This is a genomic window from Blastomonas sp. AAP53 (genome assembly GCF_000331245.1).
In the GTDB taxonomy this organism is placed as follows: domain Bacteria; phylum Pseudomonadota; class Alphaproteobacteria; order Sphingomonadales; family Sphingomonadaceae; genus Blastomonas.
This window is the reverse complement of record NZ_ANFZ01000009.1, coordinates 479,642-500,701: the sequence shown is the minus strand read 5'-3', so window position 1 is coordinate 500,701 and position 21,060 is coordinate 479,642. Positions and strand designations below refer to the sequence as shown.

22 protein-coding genes are annotated in these 21,060 nt (G+C 63.0%); 13 read left to right on the top strand and 9 right to left on the bottom strand.

What is annotated here, in order from left to right; genetic code table 11:
- Positions 1 to 75 precede the first annotated feature (75 nt).
- Together groL and groES are read right to left on the bottom strand one after the other, a co-directional pair.
- On the bottom strand, positions 76 to 1,731 hold the full coding sequence (groL, locus tag D618_RS0109350; RefSeq protein WP_017671249.1) for a chaperonin GroEL: 1,656 nt from the start codon (positions 1,729 to 1,731) through the stop codon (positions 76 to 78).
- A 51-nt stretch (positions 1,732 to 1,782) separates the two neighbouring features.
- The gene (groES, locus tag D618_RS0109345) at positions 1,783 to 2,070 is read right to left on the bottom strand and encodes a co-chaperone GroES (RefSeq protein ID WP_017671248.1); all 288 of its coding nucleotides are present in this window, start codon (positions 2,068 to 2,070) and stop codon (positions 1,783 to 1,785) included.
- A 302-nt stretch (positions 2,071 to 2,372) separates the two neighbouring features.
- Here groES and D618_RS0109340 point away from each other — a divergent pair, with 302 nt between their 5' ends.
- The 13 genes from D618_RS0109340 (at position 2,373) to D618_RS0109280 (ending at position 12,432) form a co-directional block, all read left to right on the top strand.
- Positions 2,373 to 2,660, top strand: coding sequence for a DUF2282 domain-containing protein (locus D618_RS0109340; RefSeq protein ID WP_017671247.1), 288 nt, complete (start codon positions 2,373 to 2,375; stop codon positions 2,658 to 2,660).
- 9 nt (positions 2,661 to 2,669) lie between these two features.
- Entirely contained in the window at positions 2,670 to 3,536 is an 867-nt protein-coding gene (locus tag D618_RS0109335; RefSeq protein ID WP_017671246.1) for a DUF692 domain-containing protein, read from the top strand.
- A gap of 4 nt (positions 3,537 to 3,540) precedes the next feature.
- The gene (locus D618_RS0109330) at positions 3,541 to 4,278 is read left to right on the top strand and encodes a putative DNA-binding domain-containing protein (RefSeq protein WP_017671245.1); all 738 of its coding nucleotides are present in this window, start codon (positions 3,541 to 3,543) and stop codon (positions 4,276 to 4,278) included.
- Positions 4,279 to 4,295: 17 nt separating this feature from the next.
- Positions 4,296 to 4,814, top strand: a complete 519-nt coding sequence (locus tag D618_RS0109325) for a DoxX family protein (RefSeq protein ID WP_017671244.1) — start codon at positions 4,296 to 4,298, stop codon at positions 4,812 to 4,814.
- 41 nt (positions 4,815 to 4,855) lie between these two features.
- A complete protein-coding gene (locus D618_RS0109320) occupies positions 4,856 to 5,380 on the top strand; it encodes a sigma-70 family RNA polymerase sigma factor (protein WP_017671243.1) in 525 nt (174 codons plus the stop codon).
- A gap of 99 nt (positions 5,381 to 5,479) precedes the next feature.
- Entirely contained in the window at positions 5,480 to 6,163 is a 684-nt protein-coding gene (locus D618_RS0109315) for a DUF1109 domain-containing protein (protein WP_017671242.1), read from the top strand.
- A 118-nt stretch (positions 6,164 to 6,281) separates the two neighbouring features.
- On the top strand, positions 6,282 to 8,156 hold the full coding sequence (sppA, locus tag D618_RS0109310; protein ID WP_017671241.1) for a signal peptide peptidase SppA: 1,875 nt from the start codon (positions 6,282 to 6,284) through the stop codon (positions 8,154 to 8,156).
- A 154-nt stretch (positions 8,157 to 8,310) separates the two neighbouring features.
- Entirely contained in the window at positions 8,311 to 8,664 is a 354-nt protein-coding gene (crcB, locus tag D618_RS0109305) for a fluoride efflux transporter CrcB (RefSeq protein ID WP_238550654.1), read from the top strand.
- On the top strand, positions 8,661 to 9,923 hold the full coding sequence (locus tag D618_RS0109300) for an RluA family pseudouridine synthase (RefSeq protein WP_017671239.1): 1,263 nt from the start codon (positions 8,661 to 8,663) through the stop codon (positions 9,921 to 9,923). The genes crcB and D618_RS0109300 overlap by 4 nt, the downstream gene beginning before the upstream one ends.
- A complete protein-coding gene (locus D618_RS0109295) occupies positions 9,920 to 10,588 on the top strand; it encodes an HAD-IA family hydrolase (protein ID WP_017671238.1) in 669 nt (222 codons plus the stop codon). The genes D618_RS0109300 and D618_RS0109295 overlap by 4 nt, the downstream gene beginning before the upstream one ends.
- Positions 10,585 to 10,809: a hypothetical protein gene (locus D618_RS0109290; RefSeq protein WP_017671237.1), complete on the top strand. Its 225-nt coding sequence runs from the start codon at positions 10,585 to 10,587 to the stop codon at positions 10,807 to 10,809. The genes D618_RS0109295 and D618_RS0109290 overlap by 4 nt, the downstream gene beginning before the upstream one ends.
- Before the next feature lie 10 nt (positions 10,810 to 10,819).
- Positions 10,820 to 11,515, top strand: a complete 696-nt coding sequence (locus D618_RS0109285; protein ID WP_017671236.1) for an ATP12 family protein — start codon at positions 10,820 to 10,822, stop codon at positions 11,513 to 11,515.
- 140 nt (positions 11,516 to 11,655) lie between these two features.
- Positions 11,656 to 12,432, top strand: coding sequence for a tetratricopeptide repeat protein (locus tag D618_RS0109280; RefSeq protein WP_026091489.1), 777 nt, complete (start codon positions 11,656 to 11,658; stop codon positions 12,430 to 12,432).
- Positions 12,433 to 12,513: 81 nt separating this feature from the next.
- Here D618_RS0109280 and D618_RS0109275 read toward each other — a convergent pair whose 3' ends face one another.
- From D618_RS0109275 to D618_RS0109245, 7 genes are all read right to left on the bottom strand, one after another.
- On the bottom strand, positions 12,514 to 14,541 hold the full coding sequence (locus D618_RS0109275; protein WP_017671234.1) for a 3-hydroxyacyl-CoA dehydrogenase NAD-binding domain-containing protein: 2,028 nt from the start codon (positions 14,539 to 14,541) through the stop codon (positions 12,514 to 12,516).
- A gap of 18 nt (positions 14,542 to 14,559) precedes the next feature.
- Positions 14,560 to 15,774 (bottom strand): serine hydrolase domain-containing protein, encoded by a 1,215-nt coding sequence (locus tag D618_RS0109270; RefSeq protein WP_026091488.1) that lies wholly within the window; start codon positions 15,772 to 15,774, stop codon positions 14,560 to 14,562.
- Between the two features lie 39 nt (positions 15,775 to 15,813).
- Entirely contained in the window at positions 15,814 to 16,605 is a 792-nt protein-coding gene (locus tag D618_RS0109265) for an SDR family oxidoreductase (protein WP_017671232.1), read from the bottom strand.
- A gap of 26 nt (positions 16,606 to 16,631) precedes the next feature.
- Positions 16,632 to 17,414, bottom strand: coding sequence for an SDR family oxidoreductase (locus D618_RS0109260; RefSeq protein WP_017671231.1), 783 nt, complete (start codon positions 17,412 to 17,414; stop codon positions 16,632 to 16,634).
- Entirely contained in the window at positions 17,411 to 18,484 is a 1,074-nt protein-coding gene (locus D618_RS0109255; RefSeq protein ID WP_017671230.1) for a phosphotransferase family protein, read from the bottom strand. Before D618_RS0109255 ends, D618_RS0109260 begins: the two co-directional genes overlap by 4 nt.
- A gap of 21 nt (positions 18,485 to 18,505) precedes the next feature.
- On the bottom strand, positions 18,506 to 19,588 hold the full coding sequence (locus tag D618_RS0109250; RefSeq protein WP_017671229.1) for a Zn-dependent alcohol dehydrogenase: 1,083 nt from the start codon (positions 19,586 to 19,588) through the stop codon (positions 18,506 to 18,508).
- Positions 19,589 to 19,753: 165 nt separating this feature from the next.
- Positions 19,754 to 21,043 carry an acyl-CoA dehydrogenase family protein gene (locus D618_RS0109245; protein WP_017671228.1) on the bottom strand — a complete coding sequence of 430 codons (1,290 nt, stop codon included), beginning with the start codon at positions 21,041 to 21,043 and terminating at the stop codon, positions 19,754 to 19,756.
- Positions 21,044 to 21,060: the final 17 nt, after the last annotated feature.

The following is a 21,060-nucleotide window of genomic DNA, read 5'->3' as shown; positions in this document are numbered from 1 at the left end:
CACGAAAAAGGGCCGGAAGGTTTCCCCTCCGGCCCCAATTCTTGTGCGTTGGCTTGGAAGCCGAACGTGCGTGGATCAGAAATCCATGCCGCCCATGCCGCCCATGCCGCCGGGCATGCCGCCGCCCATGCCGCCACCCGAAGACTTGTCTTCAGGCGCATCGCAGATGGCAGCTTCGGTGGTGATCAGCAGGCCTGCAACCGAAGCAGCGTCCTGCAGAGCAGCGCGCACGACCTTGGTCGGGTCGATCACGCCGGCTGCCACCAGGTTTTCATAAACATCGGTCGATGCGTTGAAGCCCAGGGTTTCGTCGTTGCCGTCGAGCAGCTTGCCCGAGACGACAGCGCCATCATGGCCTGCGTTCTGTGCGATCTGGCGAACCGGAGCGTACAGTGCCTTGCGGATGATATCGATGCCGCGGGTCTGGTCGTCGTTGAGACCGGTCATGCCTTCGAGCGCACGGGTTGCATACAGCAGGGCCGTACCGCCGCCGGGGACGATGCCTTCTTCAACGGCTGCGCGGGTTGCGTGCAGCGCATCGTCGACACGGTCCTTCTTTTCCTTCACTTCGACTTCCGAAGCGCCACCGATCTTGATCACGGCAACACCGCCGGCGAGCTTCGCCAGACGTTCCTGCAGCTTTTCACGATCGTAATCGCTGGTGGTGTTCTCGATCTGGCTGCGGATGGCTTCCACACGGGCCTTGATCGCGTCGGCTTCACCGGCACCATCGACGATGGTGGTGTTGTCCTTGTCGATCGAAACGCGCTTGGCCTGGCCGAGCATGCCCAGCGTGACGCTTTCCAGCTTGATGCCCAGGTCTTCGCTGACCATTTCACCCTTGCTGAGGATCGCGATGTCTTCCAGCATCGCCTTGCGACGATCGCCGAAGCCCGGAGCCTTGACCGCAGCAACCTTCAGGCCGCCACGCAGCTTGTTGACCACCAGGGTCGCCAGCGCTTCGCCTTCGATGTCTTCTGCGATGATCAGCAGCGGACGACCGGTCTGAACGACAGCTTCCAGGATCGGGAGCATCGCCTGCAGGTTCGACAGCTTCTTTTCGTGGATCAGGATGTAGGGGTTGTCGAGTTCAACCGTCATCTTGTCCGGGTTGGTGATGAAGTAGGGCGACAGGTAGCCGCGGTCGAACTGCATGCCTTCAACGACATCCAGTTCCGATTCCATGCCCTTGGCTTCTTCAACGGTGATGACGCCTTCCTTGCCGACCTTTTCCATGGCCTGCGCGATCATCTCGCCGATTTCCTTCTCGCCATTGGCCGAGATGGTGCCAACCTGGGCGATCTCGTTGGTGCCGGCGACGGGCTTCGAGCGTGCCTTGAGCGAGTCGACGACCTTGGTCACCGCCAGATCAATGCCGCGCTTGAGGTCCATGGGGTTCATGCCGGCAGCAACCGACTTCATGCCTTCACGCACGATGGCCTGAGCCAGAACGGTGGCGGTGGTGGTGCCGTCACCGGCGATGTCGTTGGTCTTGGAAGCAACTTCCTTGACCATCTGCGCGCCCATGTTCTCGAACTTGTCCTTGAGTTCGATTTCCTTGGCGACGGTAACGCCGTCCTTGGTGATGCGCGGCGCGCCGAAGCTCTTGTCGATCACGACGTTGCGGCCCTTGGGGCCCAGCGTGACCTTTACGGCGTCAGCGAGAATGTCGACACCGCGCAGAATGCGTTCGCGGGCGTCGCGGCCAAACTTTACGTCTTTAGCAGCCATGAGAGATGTTCCTTCAATATCGATTTAGGTCAGTCAGGATGATCGGATCGATCAGCCCATGATGCCCAGAATGTCGCTTTCCTTCATGATGATCAGGTCTTCACCGTTGATCTTCACTTCGGTGCCCGACCACTTGCCGAACAGGATCTTGTCGCCAACCTTGACGTCGAGCGCGATACGCGCACCGGCGTCGTCACGCGCGCCTTCGCCAGCGGCGATGACTTCGCCTTCCGACGGCTTTTCCTTGGCTGCGTCGGGGATGATGATCCCGCCAGCGGTCTTCTCTTCGGCTTCGATGCGGCGCACCAGAACCCGGTCGTGCAACGGACGAAATGTCATGCGTTAAGCCTTTCCTTGCGTCACTGAAATTAGTGAAACCCCCTGCGCGGCAGGCGCATTCATTTGCGCCCGCATCACGATTAGCACTCGGTCGAGGTGAGTGCTAACGTTGCGCTAGATAGCGGTCGCCACGCATCGGTCAAGGCTTGTGCTGTGGAATTTTTTGCGCCCATGGCGGAAACGGGGTAACCCCGCATCAGAACGGGACGAATAGATGACAGGGCAGGCAGGGCGCACCGTCCCGGCTGTCCGCTGATGACCACTGTAGCCTTTGTGACCTTAAAGAATTGAGAGGAACTCCCATGTCGAACTCGATGCTCACCCTTGGTGCCGCTGCCGCCGCTGTCCTGGCCGCTGCGACTGTCGCAGCAACGCCTGCCGCAGCCGCTGGCGAAAAGGAAAAATGCTATGGCGTGTCCTTGAAGGGCAAGAACGATTGCGCTGCCGGCCCTGGCACCTCGTGCGCCGGAACCTCCACCATCGACTATCAGGGCAGCGCCTGGAAATATGTTGCCAAGGGTGAGTGCGCCAAGATGGGCGGTTCGCTGACCCCGCTCAAGGGCAACGCCAAGCCGGCGCCCAAGGGCTGACCCTGCCCGATGGTCGAAGGCCCGATGTTCCTGCCCCCCGAAACGGGCATCGGGCTGAAGCCGGCCCACTATCGCGATGTTCTGGAGCCCCAATCGGGTGTCCCTGTGCCCGCATGGGTCGAGGTGCACCCGCAGAACTATTTCGTCGATGGTGGGCCGCCCCATCGCTGGCTCACGGCGGTGGCAGAGCGGTTGCCGCTCAGTTTCCACAGCGTCGGCCTGTCGATCGGCACGGCCGAGGGGCTCGACGAAGACGAGCTGGAGCAGCTTGCAGCGCTGTGCTTGCGGTACGATCCTGCCAGCGTGTCCGACCATCTGAGCTGGTCGGGCAACAGTGCCGACCGCTACCCCGATCTTCTGCCGCTCGCCTACACCCGCGCCACGCTGGACCATGTCGCCACGCAGATTGGTCGCGTGCAGGACAGGCTCGGACGCTCGATACTGATCGAGAATCCGTCGCGCTATCTGGCCTTTGCGCACGATGACATGGACGAGGTCGAATTCCTCCACGCACTCTGCGCGAAGAGCGGCTGCGGCCTGCTGTTCGATATCAACAATGTCGAGGTGAGCTGCACCAATCTGCAGTCCGACCCATTCGCCTATATAGATGCGATCGACCCTGCACTCGTCGGGGAGATCCACCTGGCCGGCCATGCCACCGAGTGGCACGCGGGCCGTCCATTGCTGATCGACGACCACGGGTCGAACGTGACCGCCCTCACCTGGAAGCTGTTCGACAGGTTCGTGGCGCGCGCAAGTGCCAGGCCCGTTCTGATCGAATGGGACACCAATATACCCGATTTTGCCGTGCTGATGGCCGAGGCTGGCCGCGCCAGCGAGATAATGGCGCACGCTGGTGCATTGCAGGTTGCCTGACGCAATGGGGGATCTGGCGAAAGATCAGGCACGTTTCATCGCCGTGTTGCAGCACGGGCCGTCGGCTTTTCCGGATGGGGTGTTCGCGGGCGAGCCAGACTGGGTGCTGTTGGGCCTCAAGGCACACGCCAATACGATCAGCCATGCCCGCCTCGTGGCGCTCGAACACACATTCCCGCGCACGCGCGAGAGGATGGGGCATGACGCTTTCAATGCCCTGTCCAGGGTCTTCGTCGACCTTCCCGATGTGCGTTCGCGCAAGCTGATGCATATCGGCGCGGGCTTTGCCGAATTCCTGGCTGACCATGGCGCAGATGCCGCGCAGTGCGACCTCGCAGCGGTCGAATGGGCCTGGCTGCACAGTTATCATGCGGCGGAAGCACCCGCGCTCGATCTCTCGGATCTGGCCGGCCTGGACGAGGAAGGCCTGCTTGACCTGAAACTTGCCATGCATCCGGCAACCCGTCTGGTTGCGGTGCAAACGGACATTGCGGTCATGCTGCCAGAGCTTGCCGGATCGGCGCCCGGCGATGCGCGCCACCTGCTGATCACGAGGCCCGATGCCGAGGTGCTGCTGCATCCGCTGGATGCACTGCAGGCAGCGCTTGCCAGATGCGCGCAAAAACCTGTCACCATGCGTAACCTTCTGGCCGTGGCCATCGAAACCGCAAAAGAGGCTGAGGCGTTGCCGGCCATTTTTGCACTCATCGGTGCGGGGATGCTGGCAAGGCCGGGGGGATAGGCGCGGATTGATGGCGCATGGCTTTCCGGCTGCGGCTCGAGCGTCAGCTCATATCGATTGTGTGGAAGCGTGGATTGATGAAAGCCCTTGGCCTGCGCATGATTGCGCCATTGCAGACCCGTTGGTTCGAGGGGATCGCGCTGCTGCTGGTCCGGCTTGCGCTGGCGGCACAGTTCTGGCGGTCAGCCCGCACCAAGATCGAGGACGACAGCTGGCTGACGATCGACCCGATCACCTATGATCTGTTCCGCGACGAATATCATATGCCCCTGCCTGAGATTACCGGCATCCTGGCCACCTATGCCGAACATGCCCTGTCGATGATGGTCATGCTGGGGCTGGCAACGCGGTTGGGTGCGGCAGGGCTGTTTGTGATGACGGCGGTCATCCAGCTGTTTGTCTATCCGGAAGCCTTCTGGTCTCCGCATGTCATGTGGTTTGGGCTTGCGCTGGTCCTGCTGGCGCGCGGCGGCGGCATGTTCGCGCTTGATCGCCTTACCGATGGGCGGCTCTCGCCGAAGGCAGTGTCGCGCTGATGCTTGCTACCGACAGGCTGGCGGCCTAGCTTCCCAAGGCAATGGCCAGCCAGGACGATACATTGCGGCAATTGATGCTGGCTGCGCAGGCAGGGGACCGGCAGGCGTATCAGCGCCTGTTGCGCGAGTGCCAGCTGTGGCTCACGCGGTATTTCTCTCGCCGCATCCCGCCTTCGCAAATCGACGATCTGGTGCAGGAGACGCTGATCTCCGTGCACCGCAAGCGCGCGACCTTTGACGGTGCCCGCGCGTTTCTGCCCTGGCTGGCGGCGATCGCCCGCTATCGCTGGATAGACCATCTGCGCAGGGTCTATCGGGCAGCCGAAACCGGGCTCGATGAAGCGCTGCAAGCGGCGCCTCAGGACGATTCGATGATCAGTTGCCTCAGTATCGACGCGCTGTTGCTCCAGATTCCCGAACGCCAGGCCGAGGTCATCCGGCTGGTCAAGATTGCCGGATACAGCATTGCCGAAGCGGCTGAACGCACCGGCCAGTCTGAATCTCTCGTCAAGGTCAACATCCATCGCGGCATCCGACGGATGAGCGCATTGATAGAGGATGTGTAACCGAATGGCTCGCGAACCCGAACGCCGCACACATATTTTGAACGCCTCCAAGGCAGCCCGGCATGTGCCACATGCGGGCGACGACAGTTTGGACAGATAATGGACACCAAACCCCCTGCGACGGCGCAGCCCGGCGAGGACGATCGCTTCATCGACACGCTGATCGGCGACCTTCAGCCGATCCGGCGATTGAAGCCCGGGCAAGGGCTTGCGCTTGCATTGCTGGTCGCCGTCGCTTGCGGTGTGGCGATATCGGCCTGGCTCGGTATCAGGGGTGATCTGGCGAATGGTGCGCCGCACGCCATGTTCGTCTTGAGGTCGGCGGTTTTGCTGGCACTGGGGATCGGGGCCGCAACGGCGGTCCTCGCGGCGGCCAGCCCCGGCATCGGCGTGCGTCGGCCAGGCTGGTGGCGCTGGGCGTTGGGGGTGGCGATGCTCTTTCCGGCGGGCGCGCTGCTGACATGGCTGGTGACCATCGACACCGCTGCGCAGGCGATCAGCATTCTTGACCCGCGTTATGGGCTGGAGTGTCTGCGGATGAGCGCCTTGTGCGCCCTGGCCGTGGGAGGCGCGATGGTGCTGTGGCTGCGGCGCGGCGCGGCCGTCGATCCGGTCAGCGCTGGCTGGCTCGTCGGTCTGGCAGCAGGCAGCCTGGGGGCGGCAGCCTATAGCGTCGCCTGTAGCGAGAATGTGGTCCTGTATATCGGCACCTGGTACACGATAGCGCTTGCGGGCTGCACGATCGCCGGGAGGCTCATCGTCCCGGCACTGCTGCGCTGGTGATCGCGCCGAAGTCGGCTATCGAACGCCATGAGCCGTCTGTCGCGCGAAGCTGTGGCAAATCGGTTCCGGTATGCCTAGATAGAAGGCTGGGGCACATCCGCCCGATGCGGAGCAGATAATGGGTTTTGTGAAAAGCGCCTGGAAGGTGCTGGTGGCGATCAAGGACGGTCTGGTCCTGTTGGCCATGTTGATGTTCTTCGGCCTGATTCTCGCAGCCTTGTCATGGCGGCCCAATCCGGCGGCGGTGACCGATGGCGCGCTTCTTGTGACGCTCGACGGCGTGATCGTTGAAGAACCTGAAAACAGCGACCCGATTGCGGCATTGCTCGGCGGTCAGGCTCCGCTCAAGCAATTCCGTGAGCGCGACCTGATCCGCGCCATCGACACCGCCGCGCAGGACGACCGCATCAAGGTCATCGCGCTCGATCTCGACAGCTTCATGGGCGGTGGGCAGGTCTCGCTGCAACAGGTGGGTGAGGCGCTGGGCCGTGCACGTGCCAAGGGCAAGCCGGTGTACAGCTTTGCGACTTTCTACAGCGACGATGCCTATATGCTCGCCGCGCACGGCAGCGAAATCTGGGTCGACCCGATGGGCGGCGCAGCCTTCACCGGCCCGGGCGGCTCGCGCTTGTACTACAAGGATTTTCTCGATCGGTTCAAGGTGACCGCGCATGTCTATCGCGTCGGCACCTTCAAGAGCGCAGTCGAACCCTATCTGCGCTCCGAGCAATCGCCCGAAGCGGAAGAGGCGCTGCTGGCCGTGTATCGCCCGATCTGGGACAACTGGCAGGCAACGGTGAAAAAGACGCGGCCCAAGGCTGACCTAGCCAGCTATATCGCCGACCCTGCTGCCGCGATCACGGCGGCCAATGGCGACCTGGTCAAGGTCGCGATGGATCGCAAGATCATCGACAAGGCAGGTGACAGGACCGCATTCGGCAAGCGTGTTGCCGCGCTCGCCGGAGCCGACGAAGACGAGGGCCCTGGAGCATTCAAGCACACCAGTCTCAAGGACTGGGCTGCTGCCAACCCTGCCAAGACCGGCGGCGACGAAGTCGCGGTCGTGACCATCGCAGGCACGATCGTTGATGGTGATGCCGGGCCGGGAACCGCAGGTGGCGACCGGATCGAGGAATTGCTGCATGAAGGCCTGAAGCGCGACAACCTCAAGGCTCTGGTCGTCCGTGTGGATTCGCCGGGGGGTTCGGCATTTGCCTCGGAACAGATCCGTCGCGCGATCGAGCAGTACCGTGCCCGCAAGATTCCCGTGGTCGTGTCCATGGGCAATGTTGCGGCCAGCGGCGGCTATTGGGTGGCAACGGCAGGAGACACGATTTTCGCTGAGCCTTCGACCATTACCGGATCGATCGGCATTTTCGCGGTATTGCCAAGCTTCGAACGTGCCCTGGCAGAATATGGCATCCGCGCCGATGGCGTTGCGACCACGCAGTTGTCGGGCCAGCCGGATATCCTGGGCGGCTTCAACAGCACCGTCGACACATTGATCCAGGGGTCGATCGAGCACGACTATCGCCGTTTCCTGGCGCTCGTCGGCAAGGCGCGCGGCATGACCGTCGATCAGGTCGACAATATCGCGCAGGGACGAGTCTGGGATGGCGGCACTGCGCGTCAGATCAAACTGGTCGATCGGTTCGGATCCATCGACGACGCGATTGCCGAAGCAGCCAGCCGTGCGAAGCTGTCAAAAGGTGGCTATGCTGTTCACGATCTGCAGACTGAACCCGATCCTTTCGAGCAGTTGATCGCGGGCATGTTCGCACCGACCGAAGATGGCCAGCAGCAGGGCAGGGGCATGGTTGCGCGCCTCGCATGGCAGCAGCGTGCGGTTCTGGGTCAGGCACTGGGCGATATGCAGGTGCTCAGTGGCGCACAGGGCGTGCAGGCATGGTGCCTGGAGTGCTCGGGCGCCTTGCCGCCGCGCAGCATTGCCAAGGCCGAAGCCGGATGGATCGCCATGATGCTGCAGCGCTAACCGGCACCTGCCTGAACGGGCCGGCATGACCGCAACCAGACGGTCATTCGGCCTGATCGCGACGCAGGTTGAATAATTCTTCCCAATGCGCGTCCAATCCCGCTAAGGCAGCGGGATGGACGCGCATTTGACATTCAAGGCCACCGGACTGGTGATGGCGGGCGGCGCTTTGGGCGCAGCCTTGCGTTTTCAGGCCACGTTGCTTGCCCTTCGGCTGGGCCATGGCAGTTTTCCCCTCGCAACGCTGAGCGTCAACGTGATCGGCGGGCTGCTGATGGGCGCTCTGGCTGCGCTCGTGCTGAAAGGCGATGCAGCCGAACCTGTTCGCCTGTTTGCGGGCGTGGGCATGCTGGGCGGGTTCACGACTTTCTCCGCCTTTTCGCTCGAACTGTTCCAGATGATCGAACGCGGCCAGCTTGGGTCCGCGCTGGGCTATGCGCTGGCTTCGGTCGTGCTGTCGGTTGCGGCTCTGGCGATCGGGTTTACTTTGACAAGGGCGATCCCATGAAGCCGCCAGTAGCCAAGACCGCAGCAGCGCGGCCCCGCGTGGCAGCGCGAGCGCGTCCTGCAGCAGCAGGCAGTGCCATCGCGAGGGAATCCGCCGAAGCCCGGCAGTTCACCGTCGATACCGACGACGATGGCATCCGCCTCGACCGCTGGTTCCATCGCCATCTGCCCGATGTGAATTTCAACCTTGTCTCGCGCTGGGCGCGGACGGGGCAGGTACGGCTGGACGGCAAGCGCGTCGGTCCAGGAGATCGCATCGTTGCCGGTCAGACGATCCGCATTCCGCCTGCCGATGGTGACACCGAACAGCGCCCGGCTGCGGCGCGGACCGTGCCCAAGAGCCTGAGCGACGAGCAGGTCGCCTATGCGCAGTCGATGGTCATTCATCGTGATCGTGCGGCCGTCGTGATCAACAAGCCGCCAGGGCTCGCCACACAGGGCGGCACCCGCACCCATGCGCATGTCGACGGTCTGACCGAGGCATTGATGTACGACAGCCCGGTTCGTCCCAAGCTGGTGCATCGGCTCGACAAGGATACGTCGGGCGTGCTGCTGCTGGCGCGCACCCCGGGCAGCGCCGCCTATTTCTCCAAGAAGTTCGCCGGTCGCAACGCCAAGAAGGTCTATTGGGCGCTCGTTGTCGGCGTGCCCGACATCTATTCGGGCCTGATCGAACTGCCGCTGGCCAAGCAGCCGGGCACCGGCGGCGAGAAGATGCATGTCGACGAGGAAAACGGCCAGCCTTCCCGCACCGCCTATCAGGTGATCGAGCGTGCCGGCTCGCGCGCCGCCTGGGTGGCCTTGCAACCGTTCACCGGGCGCACCCACCAGCTGCGCGTGCATATGGCCGCGATCGGTCACCCGATTGTCGGCGATGGCAAATATGGCGGCCAGAACGCGTTTCTGACCGGAACGATCAGCCGAAAGATGCATCTGCATGCCCGCCGGCTGCGTATTCCGCACCCCGATGGTCCTGCGCTTGACGTGACCGCGGAGCTGCCCGAGCATTTTGCGGATTCCATGGTCAGTCTGGGCTTCGATATGTCGCTGGGCGACGCTGTTTTCGCCGATGAAGGCCCGGCGCCTGCGACCCGCGAAATCAAGAAGCAGCAGGCACGCGCGCACGCCAAGACGCTGCGCAAGGAACGCCGCGGCGAGCGTCGCAGCCGTTCGACCTCGGCCAAGCCCGCCGCAAGGGGCAAGCCTGCCAAACCGACCACGCCGCGCGCCGCGCCGAAGCGGGGCCCCAAGCGTCCATGACGGTCAGGCTCGCAATCTTCGACTGCGATGGAACGCTGGTCGACAGCCAAGCGAACATCTGCCGTGCGATGGAGATGGCTTTTGCAGCCGAAGGGCTGGGTCATCCTGACCATCATCACGTTCGGCGCATTGTCGGACTGTCGCTCGTCGAGGCGATGCGCATCATGGTGCCAGAGGCAGATCCGGCGCTGCATGATGCATTGGCAGATCACTACAAGAATGCCTTTCACGAGCTGCGCGGCAACGGCAGCCTGCAGCATGAGCCGCTCTATGACGGCCTGGTACATCTGCTCGACCGGCTCGATGCCGCCGGCTGGTTGCTGGCGGTCGCAACCGGCAAGTCGGACCGCGGGCTGGACCTGTGCCTGACGCATCATGGCATCAAGCAGCGCTTCATCTCGCTGCAGACCGCTGACCGGCACCCCTCCAAGCCGCATCCCTCGATGATCCATCAGGCGCTGGCCGATGCAGGGGCGTCGCCCGAGCATGCCGTGATCATCGGTGATACCAGCTACGACATGGCGATGGGCGTGGCAGCCGGCGTCCGCGCAATTGGTGTGGACTGGGGCTATCACGATGCCCACGAGCTTGAAGCGGCAGGCGCGGCATCGATCGCCTTCGACATGGATCAGCTGTTCGACCAGATCATCCAGGGGCCGCGATGACCGCCGACGATCGGGTCGCACGTTCGCGTTTCTTCATCATCGGCCTGGTTCGGCTCGCAGGCGCGCTGATGATCGCCCTGGCCGTCGCGATTACCTATGGCCGTGTCACGGCTGTGCCTGGCGAGTTCGGCTATGTGTTGCTCGCTGCAGGCGTCATGGCGATGGTCATCCTGCCTCAGATGCTGGTTGCCCGCTGGAAATCCCCGCCGCCCGAAGAGTGAAAAGACCTCGATGAAGCGTTTCTACAAGACCGTGACCACCGAGCCCGTCGACGATGGCTATGCCCTGTTGCTTGATGGCCGACCGGTAAAGACCCCGATGCGCCAGCCCTTGGTGTTGCCGACGCTCGCGATGGCGCAGGCGGTCGCAGCCGAGTGGGATGGGCAGGGCGATGAGATCGTCATTGCGTCGATGCCGCATACCGGCTTTGCCAACGCCGCGATCGATCAGGTCGCTGCGCAGCGGCAGCGGTTCGTCGATGATATCGCTGCCTATGGCGAAAGCGATACCCTTTGCTACCGCGCTGACCCCGGCGACCCGCTTGCTGAAAGGCAGGATAAGGACTGGGAGCCGGTGCTGGCGTGGGCGGAAAATCGGTATGATATCAAGCTGATCCGTGTTGCGGGGATCATCCACCAGCCGCAATCACCGCACAGTCTGTCGCGCTTGAGGAGCCCCGTTGAAGCGATGGATCCGTTCGCTCTGGCGGCTTTTTCGACTTTGACGAGCATCGGGGGCTCGTTGGTCTCATCGCTCGCGCTGATCGAAAAAGCCTTTGATTCCGAAACGATTTGGCGGGCGATCTGCCTTGAAGAGTTGTGGCAGGAAGAACTGTGGGGCGCCGATGGCGAGGCGCTGGCAGCGCGGGCGCATCGCAGGGCGGCATTTGACGCTGCCTATCACTTTTGCTGTAGTGCCACCGGCTAATGCCGGAACGATAGCCCGAAACCTGCGTTTTTGAAACGTTGCTATCGTTTTTCGTCGCGATGCAGCCGCACCGTTTCAATGCCCCATGGGTTGTCCGTACGGTCGGCTGGTGTCGTCACCACTTCAGGAGATCATCCCCCATGTTGAAATCTGCGATTACTGCCTTGTTTTTCTCGTCCGCTGCGCTGGCTGTCCCCGCCCTAGCACAGGACGCCGCGTCACCTGCCGGCAAGCCGGACGCTCAGGCTGCGCAAGCCCCCGCTGGAGCCCAGAATACGCAGGCCACGCAAGCTCCTGCTGCTGCACTGACACCCGAACAGGTCGAGGCGCAGAACAAGGCCATCGCCGATTTCACCGCTGCACAGCAAGCGCAGGCTGCCGGCAACCACGCCGAAGTGGCTGCCAAGCTTGAACCAGCGCTGCCCACGATCCGCGAAATCGTCGCGCGCGATCCTGCCAACATTCAGAACGCCGGATTCCTCGCCAGCGCATTGACGATCCTCGCCAACTCGAAGGGCGCGCAAGGCAACATCGATGCCATTGCACCGCTTTACACCGAAGCTGCTCCTGAGTGGATGAAGGTGTATGAGGCCGACAAGGCGAACACAGGCGTTCGTAACACGCTGGTGTCCATCCTGGTCAACCTGGGCAACTTCAGCCTGAACAGGCAGGACAAGGCCGCCGCGCAGCCGCATTTCGAACAGGCGCTTGCGATCGCCAAGGAAGGTCGGGCAACCGATCCGGCATCGGCCGATCTTGCCAATGCCGAGTTCTCCAGCCTGATCGGGCTCAACCAGTCCACGGGTGAGGCAAGCTATCTCGAGGCAGCCAAGCCGGTTGGCGCCGAGCTGCGCGAGAAGGGCACGGTCAGTGCCGCGAACAAGCCCGCTGTCGACGCCATCCTGGGCGCGGCATAAGTCTGATCGCCTGAATTAATGTGAAAAACCCCGCCGGAGCGATCCGGCGGGGTTTTTTGTTTCGGCAGGACCGCGGGAATCTTAGAACCCCTCGCTCTTCTCCGCCTTTTCCGCCAGCAATGGCGACACGGCAAAGCCGTGCTTCTGCAAGCCTTCGACGATCTTGCCAGTGCCTTCCAGCCCTGCCCAGAACATCGGGCCGCCGCGATAGACCGGCCAGCCATAGCCGTAGATCCAGACGACATCGACGTCCGACGCACGCTGCGCCATGCCTTCCTCCAGGATCATCGCGCCTTCGTTGACCATGGTGTAGAGCGTGCGCTCGATGATCTCCTGATCGGTGATCTCGCGGCGCGGCATGTTCGAGCGCGAACGGAAATCCTCGATGATCTCGGCAACGCGCGGGCTAGGCGTGGGATTGCGCTTGGCGTCATAGTCATAGAAGCCTGCGCCCTTTTTCTGGCCCCAGCGATCCTCGGCGCACAGCGCGTCGCGGATGCTCTCGATGCGGGTCGGGTCACGGTGCCAGCCGATATCGACGCCAGCCAGATCGCTCATCTGGAACGGACCCATCGGCATGCCGAACTCGACATGGACGCGGTCGATCTGCTCGGGCGTTGCGCCTTCCATCAGCAGCTTGTTGGCCTCGACCTGGCGCGGCATCAGCATGCGGTTGCCGATAAAGCCGTGGCAGACGCCGGCGACGACCGCGACCTTCTTGATCTTCTTCGACAGCGCCATGACGGTGGCAAGCACATCATCGGCGGTCTTCGCCCCGCGCACGACTTCAAGCAGCTTCATCACGTTGGCGGGCGAGAAGAAGTGCATGCCCACCACATCCTGCGGACGGCTGGTCGATGCCGCAATCTCGTCTACGTTGAGATAGCTGGTGTTGCTCGCCAGGATCGCGCCTTGCTTGGCGATCGCATCGAGCTTGCCGAACACCTCCTTTTTGACGTCCATGTTCTCGAAGATCGCCTCGATGATCAGGTCGCAATCGGCCAGATCGTCGAGCGTCAGCGATGGCGTCAGCAGCCCCATCGCCTTTTCGACCTGTTCGGTCGTCAGGCGGCCCTTGGCAGCGCTGGCTTCGTAATTCTTGCGGATCACGCCGACGCCGCGGGTGAGCGCGTCTTCTGCCTGCTCGACGATCGTCACCGCGATGCCTGCTGACAGGAAGTTCATGGTGATGCCGCCACCCATGGTGCCCGCACCGATCACGCCGACCTTGGTGATGGGACGCAGCGCGATGTCGCTGGCAATGCCGTCGATCTTGCTCGCCTTGCGTTCGGCGAAGAAAATGTGCCGCTGGGCTGCAGACTGCGATCCGAACATCAGCTTCATGAACTCGGTGCGCTCGAAGTCGATGCCTTCGGCGAATGGCAGGCGGGTGGCCGCCTCGACACAGGCGATGTTGGCAGCGGGCGCATCGAAGCCACGGAACTTGCGCGCATTTTCCTTCCTGAACGCCTCGATAGCGTCCGCATCGGGCGTGGCATCGCGTTCGCTGACGCGGGGGATCGGGCGGACGGACTTGACCTTGTCGGCCAGTGCCAGCGCTGCATCGAGCAATGCGCCTTCTTCGGCCAGCTCATCGACCAGGCCCCATTGGTGCGCCAGCTTGGCGGGGATGGGGTCACCCTTGGCGGTCATTTCGAGCGCAGCCTTGACGCCAACGACGCGCGGCAGGCGCTGCGTGCCTCCGGCTCCGGGCAACAGGCCCAGCTTCACTTCGGGCACGCCCAGCTTGGCCGAAGGCACCGCGACACGATAATGCGCGCACAAGGCGGTCTCCAGACCACCACCCAGCGCCGTGCCGTGGATCGCAGCGATCACCGGCTTGTCGAACGCTTCCATGCGGCCAATCACCGCCGGCAGCATCGGCTCGACCGGCGGCTTGCCGAATTCGGTGATGTCGGCGCCGGCAAAGAACGTCTGGCCTGCGCAGATCAGGACGACGGCCTTGATGCCATCATCGGCAGCCGCTTCGTTCAGAGCGGCGTCGAGCCCGGTGCGCACGCCCGCACCCAGCGCGTTGACCGGCGGATTGTTCGACGTGACGATCAGGATGTCGCCGCGTTTCTCGGTGGAAATGGGGGAGTCTGACATGGCGTTAGTTTCCTTTGCTTATTCAACAGCGGCGTAGAGCATCGTCTTGATCTCTCGCCGGATGGGATAGGTGCTGGATGGCATCAACTGCGTCATGAAGATCATGATGATGTCTTCTGCCGGATCCACGAAAAAGGCGGTGGAGAACATGCCGCCCCAATAGAAATCACCATTCGATCCAGGCACCGCAGTCGCGGCGTTGTCGATGGTGGTTGCAAAGCCCAGGCCAAAGCCAGCGCCTGCATTCTCCGCCTCGCTGAACAGCGCTTTGCTGTGCTGCGTCAGATCGCCGCCGCCGGGCAGGTGGTTGGCCACCATCAGGTCGAGCGTCTTGCGCCCGATGATGCGCGCGCCCTCCAGCGTCCCGCCTTCCAGTAGCATGCGGCAGAAGCGGTGGTAATCGCTCAGCGTCGATGCCATGCCGCCGCCGCCGGACAGCTGGCTGGGCGCACGACCCCAGGCGGTGGTCGCGCCCGGATCGTACAGCTTCATCTTCTGTTCGGGGTGGAACACATAGCAATCCGGCACGCGGTCGAGCTTGCCCTCCGGTATCTGAAAATGCGTATCGACCATGCCCAGCGGGCGCGTCACGCGATCGGCGATCACTTCATCGAGCGGCTTGTTGTCCACCCGCTGCAGAATGGCTCCCAGAATGTCGGTCGAGATCGAGTAGTTCCACGCGCTGCCCGGATCGAACTGCAGCGGGATGTCCGCAAGGATGCGAATGAACTCTTCCAGATCGGGACCGGCAAACGCTTCCAGCTTGCGCGCGCGATAGGCCGCATCGATCGGAGTGCGCTCCTGAAACCCGTAGGTCAGTCCCGATGTGTGGCGCAGCAGATCGATCATCCGCATGGGCTGGGTGGCCGGGCGCGTGACGAAGGGCTGTGCCCCGCCACCCGAAACGAACACGCCCAGGTTCCTCCATTCGGGGATCACGCGGTGCACCGGATCGGACAAGGCGATCTTGCCCTCTTCGATCAGCTGCATGAACGCGATCGACGTGATCGGCTTGGTCATGCTGGCGATACGGAAGATCGCATCTTCGGCGATGGGTTGGCCCTCGCGCGCATCGCCTTGCAGCGAAAGGTGCGCAACCTCGTTACCGCGACCGATCAGCAGCGCGGCATGGGGCAGGCGACCCGTATCCAGATATTTGCTGCGGATATGCGCAGGAATACGCGCCAGCAAATTCTGGTTGAAGCCCAGATCAGCCGGGTCAGACACAAGCATGCTCATCAAAACTCTTTCGTTGCTCCATGGGGGGGAAGGTCATGTCGCGGTCTGGCCGAAGCGCTGCCGCGCATAGGGGTGCGAACTCGTCAAACCGCCGTCGACGACCAAAGCGTGGCCGTTGACATAGCTGGATCGTTCGGAGGCGAGGAACAGCGCCGCTTCGGCGATCTCGGTGGGGATGCCGCCGCGCTGCATCGGGTTGAGCTGACCGATCTTGTCCTCGAAGCCCTTTTCGCGCGCCTTGGTGTAGATGAACTCGGTCATGCCGGTCTCGATCAGGCCGGGGCAGATGGCGTTGCACCGCACGTTGCTTCCGGTCAGCTGCTGTGCGGCGATGCGGACCAGATTGATCACGCCCGCCTTGCTGGCGGTATAGGCTGGGCCGCCTGCGCCCGATCGCAGACCCGCGACCGATGCGGTGCAGATGATCGACCCGCCGTTGCCAGCCTCTGCCATCACCTTGCCCGCGTGCTTGATCGCGAGGAACGGGCCGATCAGGTTGATCTGCAGGATGCGCTCCCATTCTTCCACCGTCTGGTCGAAAATGCCATCGAAGCCCCCGGAAATCCCGGCATTGGCAAAGAACACGTCGAGCCGTCCGTGGAGCTCGATCGCCTTGGCAACGAGCATCTGCACATCGGCCTCCTTGCTGACATCGGCCTGTACTGCGGTGATGGCATCGGGGTTCTGTGCGGCTGTATCGTCCTGCTTGCCGGTAATGTCGGTGGCGATGACCTTTGCGCCATGCTGAGCGAACAGCAGCGAACTTGCCCTGCCGATGCCGCTGCCTGCGCCGGTGACGATGGCCACCATGCCTTGAAGATCCATGAGAACATCCCTCCGTTGTGCGGCTGTCAGAGCGCCGCTGCTATGGTTGTACCACCATCGATGACGATGGACTGGCCGGTGATATAGGTCGATGCGTCGGATGCCAGGAAGACGGCAGCGCCGGCAATCTCGTCCGGCTGGCCGATGCGGCGTAGCGGGGTGATGCGCCGGACATAGCCCATCACCTTTTCGTCCTCCCACAAGGCGCGCGCCATATCGGTCTGGATCAGCCCCGGCGCGATGCAATTGACACGGATATTGTCCGGGCCCAACTCATAGGCCATGTTGCGCGCCAGCTGGAAATCGGCGGCCTTCGAGATGTTGTAGACGCCGATGCTGCCCGATCCCTGCATCCCGCCGATCGACGAGATGATGATCACCGATCCACGCCCTGCCGCTCGCATATCGGGCAGCGCCGCCTGGATCAGCCAGTGATTGGCGAGGATATTGTTGTCCATGATCTTGCGGAACTGGTCATCGCTGATGCCCGCCATCGGACCGTAATAGGGATTGCTGGCGGCATTGCACACGACGGTATCGATGGGGCCCAGCTCAGTGCGGGTGCGCTCGACCAGCCGCTGCAGATCTTCCTTGCGCGAGATGCTGGCCGCGACCGCAATCGCGGTGCCCGCACCGTACCGGTCGTTCAGCTCGCCCGCCATCGCATCGCAGGCATCCTGATTGCGGCTCGAGATCGCCACCTTCGCGCCGTGGGCGGCAAACTGCCGCGCGATCGCCGCGCCGATACCGCGCGACGACCCGGTAATCACCGCGACGCGCCCGGTGAGATCGAAGCTGGACGAACTCACTGGGCACCGGCCTTCTTGGCATAGGTCCAGGCCGCCTGCGCCAGCGGGATCACCCGCTCAGCCATCTGTGCGGCCTGCGCGCTCGATGCGGTGCCGTCGATGACACGCTTCTTGATGCCCTGAAGGATGGCGGCGATGCGGAACTGGTTGTACGCCAGGTACCAGTCCATGTCCGGGGTGTGATCAAGACCGGCCTTTTCGACATAGCGCGCCAGCGCCTCTTCCATCGTCGGGATGCCCAGCGCCTTGAGGTCGAGGTCGAGCAGGCCGTTGCGGCCCTCGGCTGGCTGTACCCAGCTCATCAGGAAGTATGACAGGTCGGCAATCGGGTCGCCCAGGGTCGACAGCTCCCAGTCGAGCAGCGCCAGCACGCGCGGCTCGTCCTTGTGAAAAATCATGTTGTCGATGCGGAAGTCGCCATGCGCAATGCCGAAGCCGCGCTGTTCGGGCACGGTTTTTTCGAGCCACTCGATGAGCTTGTCCATCTCGGGGATCGTTTCGGTCTCGGACAGCCGATACTGCTTGGTCCAGCGCGAGATCTGGCGCGCACAATAGTTGCCCGGCTTGCCGTACGCCTCCAGCCCGATCGCGACCGGATCGAAGCTGTGCAGATGCGCGAGCGTGTCGATCATCGCGTGATAGATCGCGGTGCGCTGCTCGGGCGTCTTGTCGGGTAGGGTCCCGTCCCAATAGGTCGCGCCGTCGGTGAAGCCCATGACGTAGAACATCGATCCGATAACGCTGTCATCTTCGCACAGCCCGAACTGGCGCGAGACGGGGAAGCCCTGGTCGTACAACGCGGCCTGCACCGTGTATTCGCGATCGACCGCATGGGCAGACGGCAAGAGCGGCCCGAACGGCTTGCGGCGCAGCACATAGGATGCGGTCGGCGTGGTGACCTTGTAGGTCGGGTTCGATTGGCCACCCTTGAACTTGGACAGGCTCAGCGGGCCTTCAAAGCCGTCGACATTCGCCTCGAACCACGCGGCGAGCTTGCCCTCGTCCAGCCGGTCCTGTTCGGGCACTTCCATGGTGCCGGTCATCGTCGCCTGTGCGTCGATCTGTTCCATAGCGATTAAATCCCCACCTGTTCAGTTGTAGACGATGACCGAGCGCGCGGAATCACCGATCCGCAGCGCATCAAAGGCATCGTTGATCCTCTCCAGCGGCAAGCGTTCCGCGATGATGGTGTCGAGGTCAAGCATGCCGCGCATGTAGAACTCCACAAGGCGCGGAATTTCAACGGGAAAACGGTTGTTGCCCATCAGCGAACCTTGCAGCTTCTTGCCCTGCAGCAGCTCCATCGCGCTCAAACCCACCTTTTCGGCGAGCGGCATCATGCCCAGGATCGTCGCGGTGCCACCGCGCCGCAGGACCTTGACCGCCATGGCGGCAGAGGCTGAACGGCCCACGGCTTCAATCGCGTGGTGCACGCCGCCCTTGGTCAGTTCGATCACCTCTTCGGCAGCGCCATCCGCGCTGGAATCAATGCAATCGGTCGCGCCCAGCTTGTGCGCCAGCGCGCGCTTGTCTGCGACCGGGTCGATCGCGATGATGCGGCCTGCGCCGGCGATCTTGGCAGCGTTCACTGCCGCCAGGCCGACACCGCCACAGCCGACGATGGCGACGGTTTCACCGGGCACGACATCGGCAGCGTTGAAGATCGCGCCGGCGCCCGTCGTGACCGCACAACCGATCACGCAGGCCCGGTCGAGCGGCATGTCCGGATTGATCGCGACACAGGCATGTTCGTGCACCAGCATCATCTCGGCATAAGCCGACAGGTTGAGCAACTGGTTGACCGGCGCTCCATCCATGCTGAGGCGCGGCGGCTGGTGCGGACCGCGCTTGGTGTCCTGGCCGGTGCACAAGGCCATCCTTCCGGTGACGCAGAATTCGCAATGCCCGCAATAGGCGCTGAGGCAGGTGACGACCGCATCGCCGACCTTCACCGTGGCGACGCCGTCACCCACCGCCTCGACGATGCCGGCAGCTTCGTGGCCGGGAATGAAGGGGAGCGGGGCAGGGTAGCTGCCATCGACGAAATGCAGGTCCGACCGGCACACTCCGGTGGCAACGGTGCGGATCAGCACCTCGCGCGGGCCGGGCTTGTCGACGGTGACATCACGGATTTCCAGCGGCTTGCCGGGCTCGAAACAGACGGCGGCTCTCATTGATGCTCTCCCTTGTCCTCGCCCTTCAGGGGAGAGGATACGAAGCCTTGGCAGTTTACTGCCTAGGCGCAGTTGGAGAGGGGATAGCGTCTTGGTCGAGACCGGCCCCTCTCCCTGCTTCGCTGATGCGAAGCTGTCCCTCTCCCCTGAGGGAGAGGGTAAAGCTCACCGCGCCACGCCTATGTCGCCCGAGCTCGTGCCGCCATCGGTATCGGTCACGCCATGGCGGCCCATCTCGATGCGCGCGATGGTGCGGTTGTGGACCTCATCGGGACCATCGGCAAGCCGCAGCGTGCGCATATGCGCGTACGCCTTGGCGAGACCGAAGTCTTCGCTGACCCCTGCACCGCCATGCGCCTGGATGGCGTCGTCGATGATCTTCAATGCCATGCGGGGGGCGGCAACCTTGATCATCGCGATCTCGGCCTTCGAGTACTTGTTGCCGACCTTGTCCATCATGTCCGCCGCCTTGAGGCAGAGCAGGCGGTTCATTTCGATGTCGATGCGGGCAGCGGCAAGACGTTCGTCCCAGATGCTGTATTCGGAGATGCGCTTGCCGAATGCGACGCGGGTCTGCAGGCGGCGGGCCATCTTGGCCAGTGCCTCTTCCGCCACGCCGATGGTGCGCATGCAGTGGTGGATACGGCCCGGTCCAAGGCGGCCCTGCGCGATCTCGAACCCGCGCCCTTCACCCAACAGCATGTTGCTCGCGGGAATGCGTACGTCCTTGAGTTCGATTTCCATATGGCCATGCGGCGCATCGTCATAGCCGAACACCGGCAGATGGCGCACGATGTTCACGCCGGGCGCGTCGAGCGGCATCAGCACCATCGACTGCTGGGCGTGGCGCTTGGCCTCGAAATCGGTCTTGCCCATCACGATGGCGATCTTGCAGCGGGGATCGCCCGCACCCGACGACCACCATTTGCGGCCGTTGATGACATATTCGTCGCCCTCGCGGCGGATCGAGGTTTCGATGTTGGTCGCATCGGACGAGGCGACCTGCGGCTCGGTCATCAGGAACGCCGAACGGATCTCGCCGTTCATCAGCGGGCCCAGCCACTGGTCCTTATGTTCACGCGTGCCATAGCGATGCAGCACTTCCATGTTGCCGGTATCGGGCGCGGAGCAGTTGAAGATCTCGCTCGCCATCTCGACGCGGCCCATTTCCTCGGCGCACAGCGCGTATTCGAGGTTGGTGAGCCCGGGGCCTTCGAATTCGAAGCTGTCGTCGACATGGGTCAGATTGGGGTTCGACGGCGGCATGAACAGGTTCCAGACGCCGGCAGCCTTGGCCTTGGCCTTCTCTTCCTCGATCACAGGAAGAACCTTCCAGCGCGAACCTTCGGCTTGCTGGGCGTAATAGTCCTTCACGCGCGGGCGGACGTTGCTTTCGATGAACGCACGCACGCGGTCGCGCCAATAGGCTTGCCGCTCGGTAAGATCAAAATCCATGGGTCATGTTTCCTTTC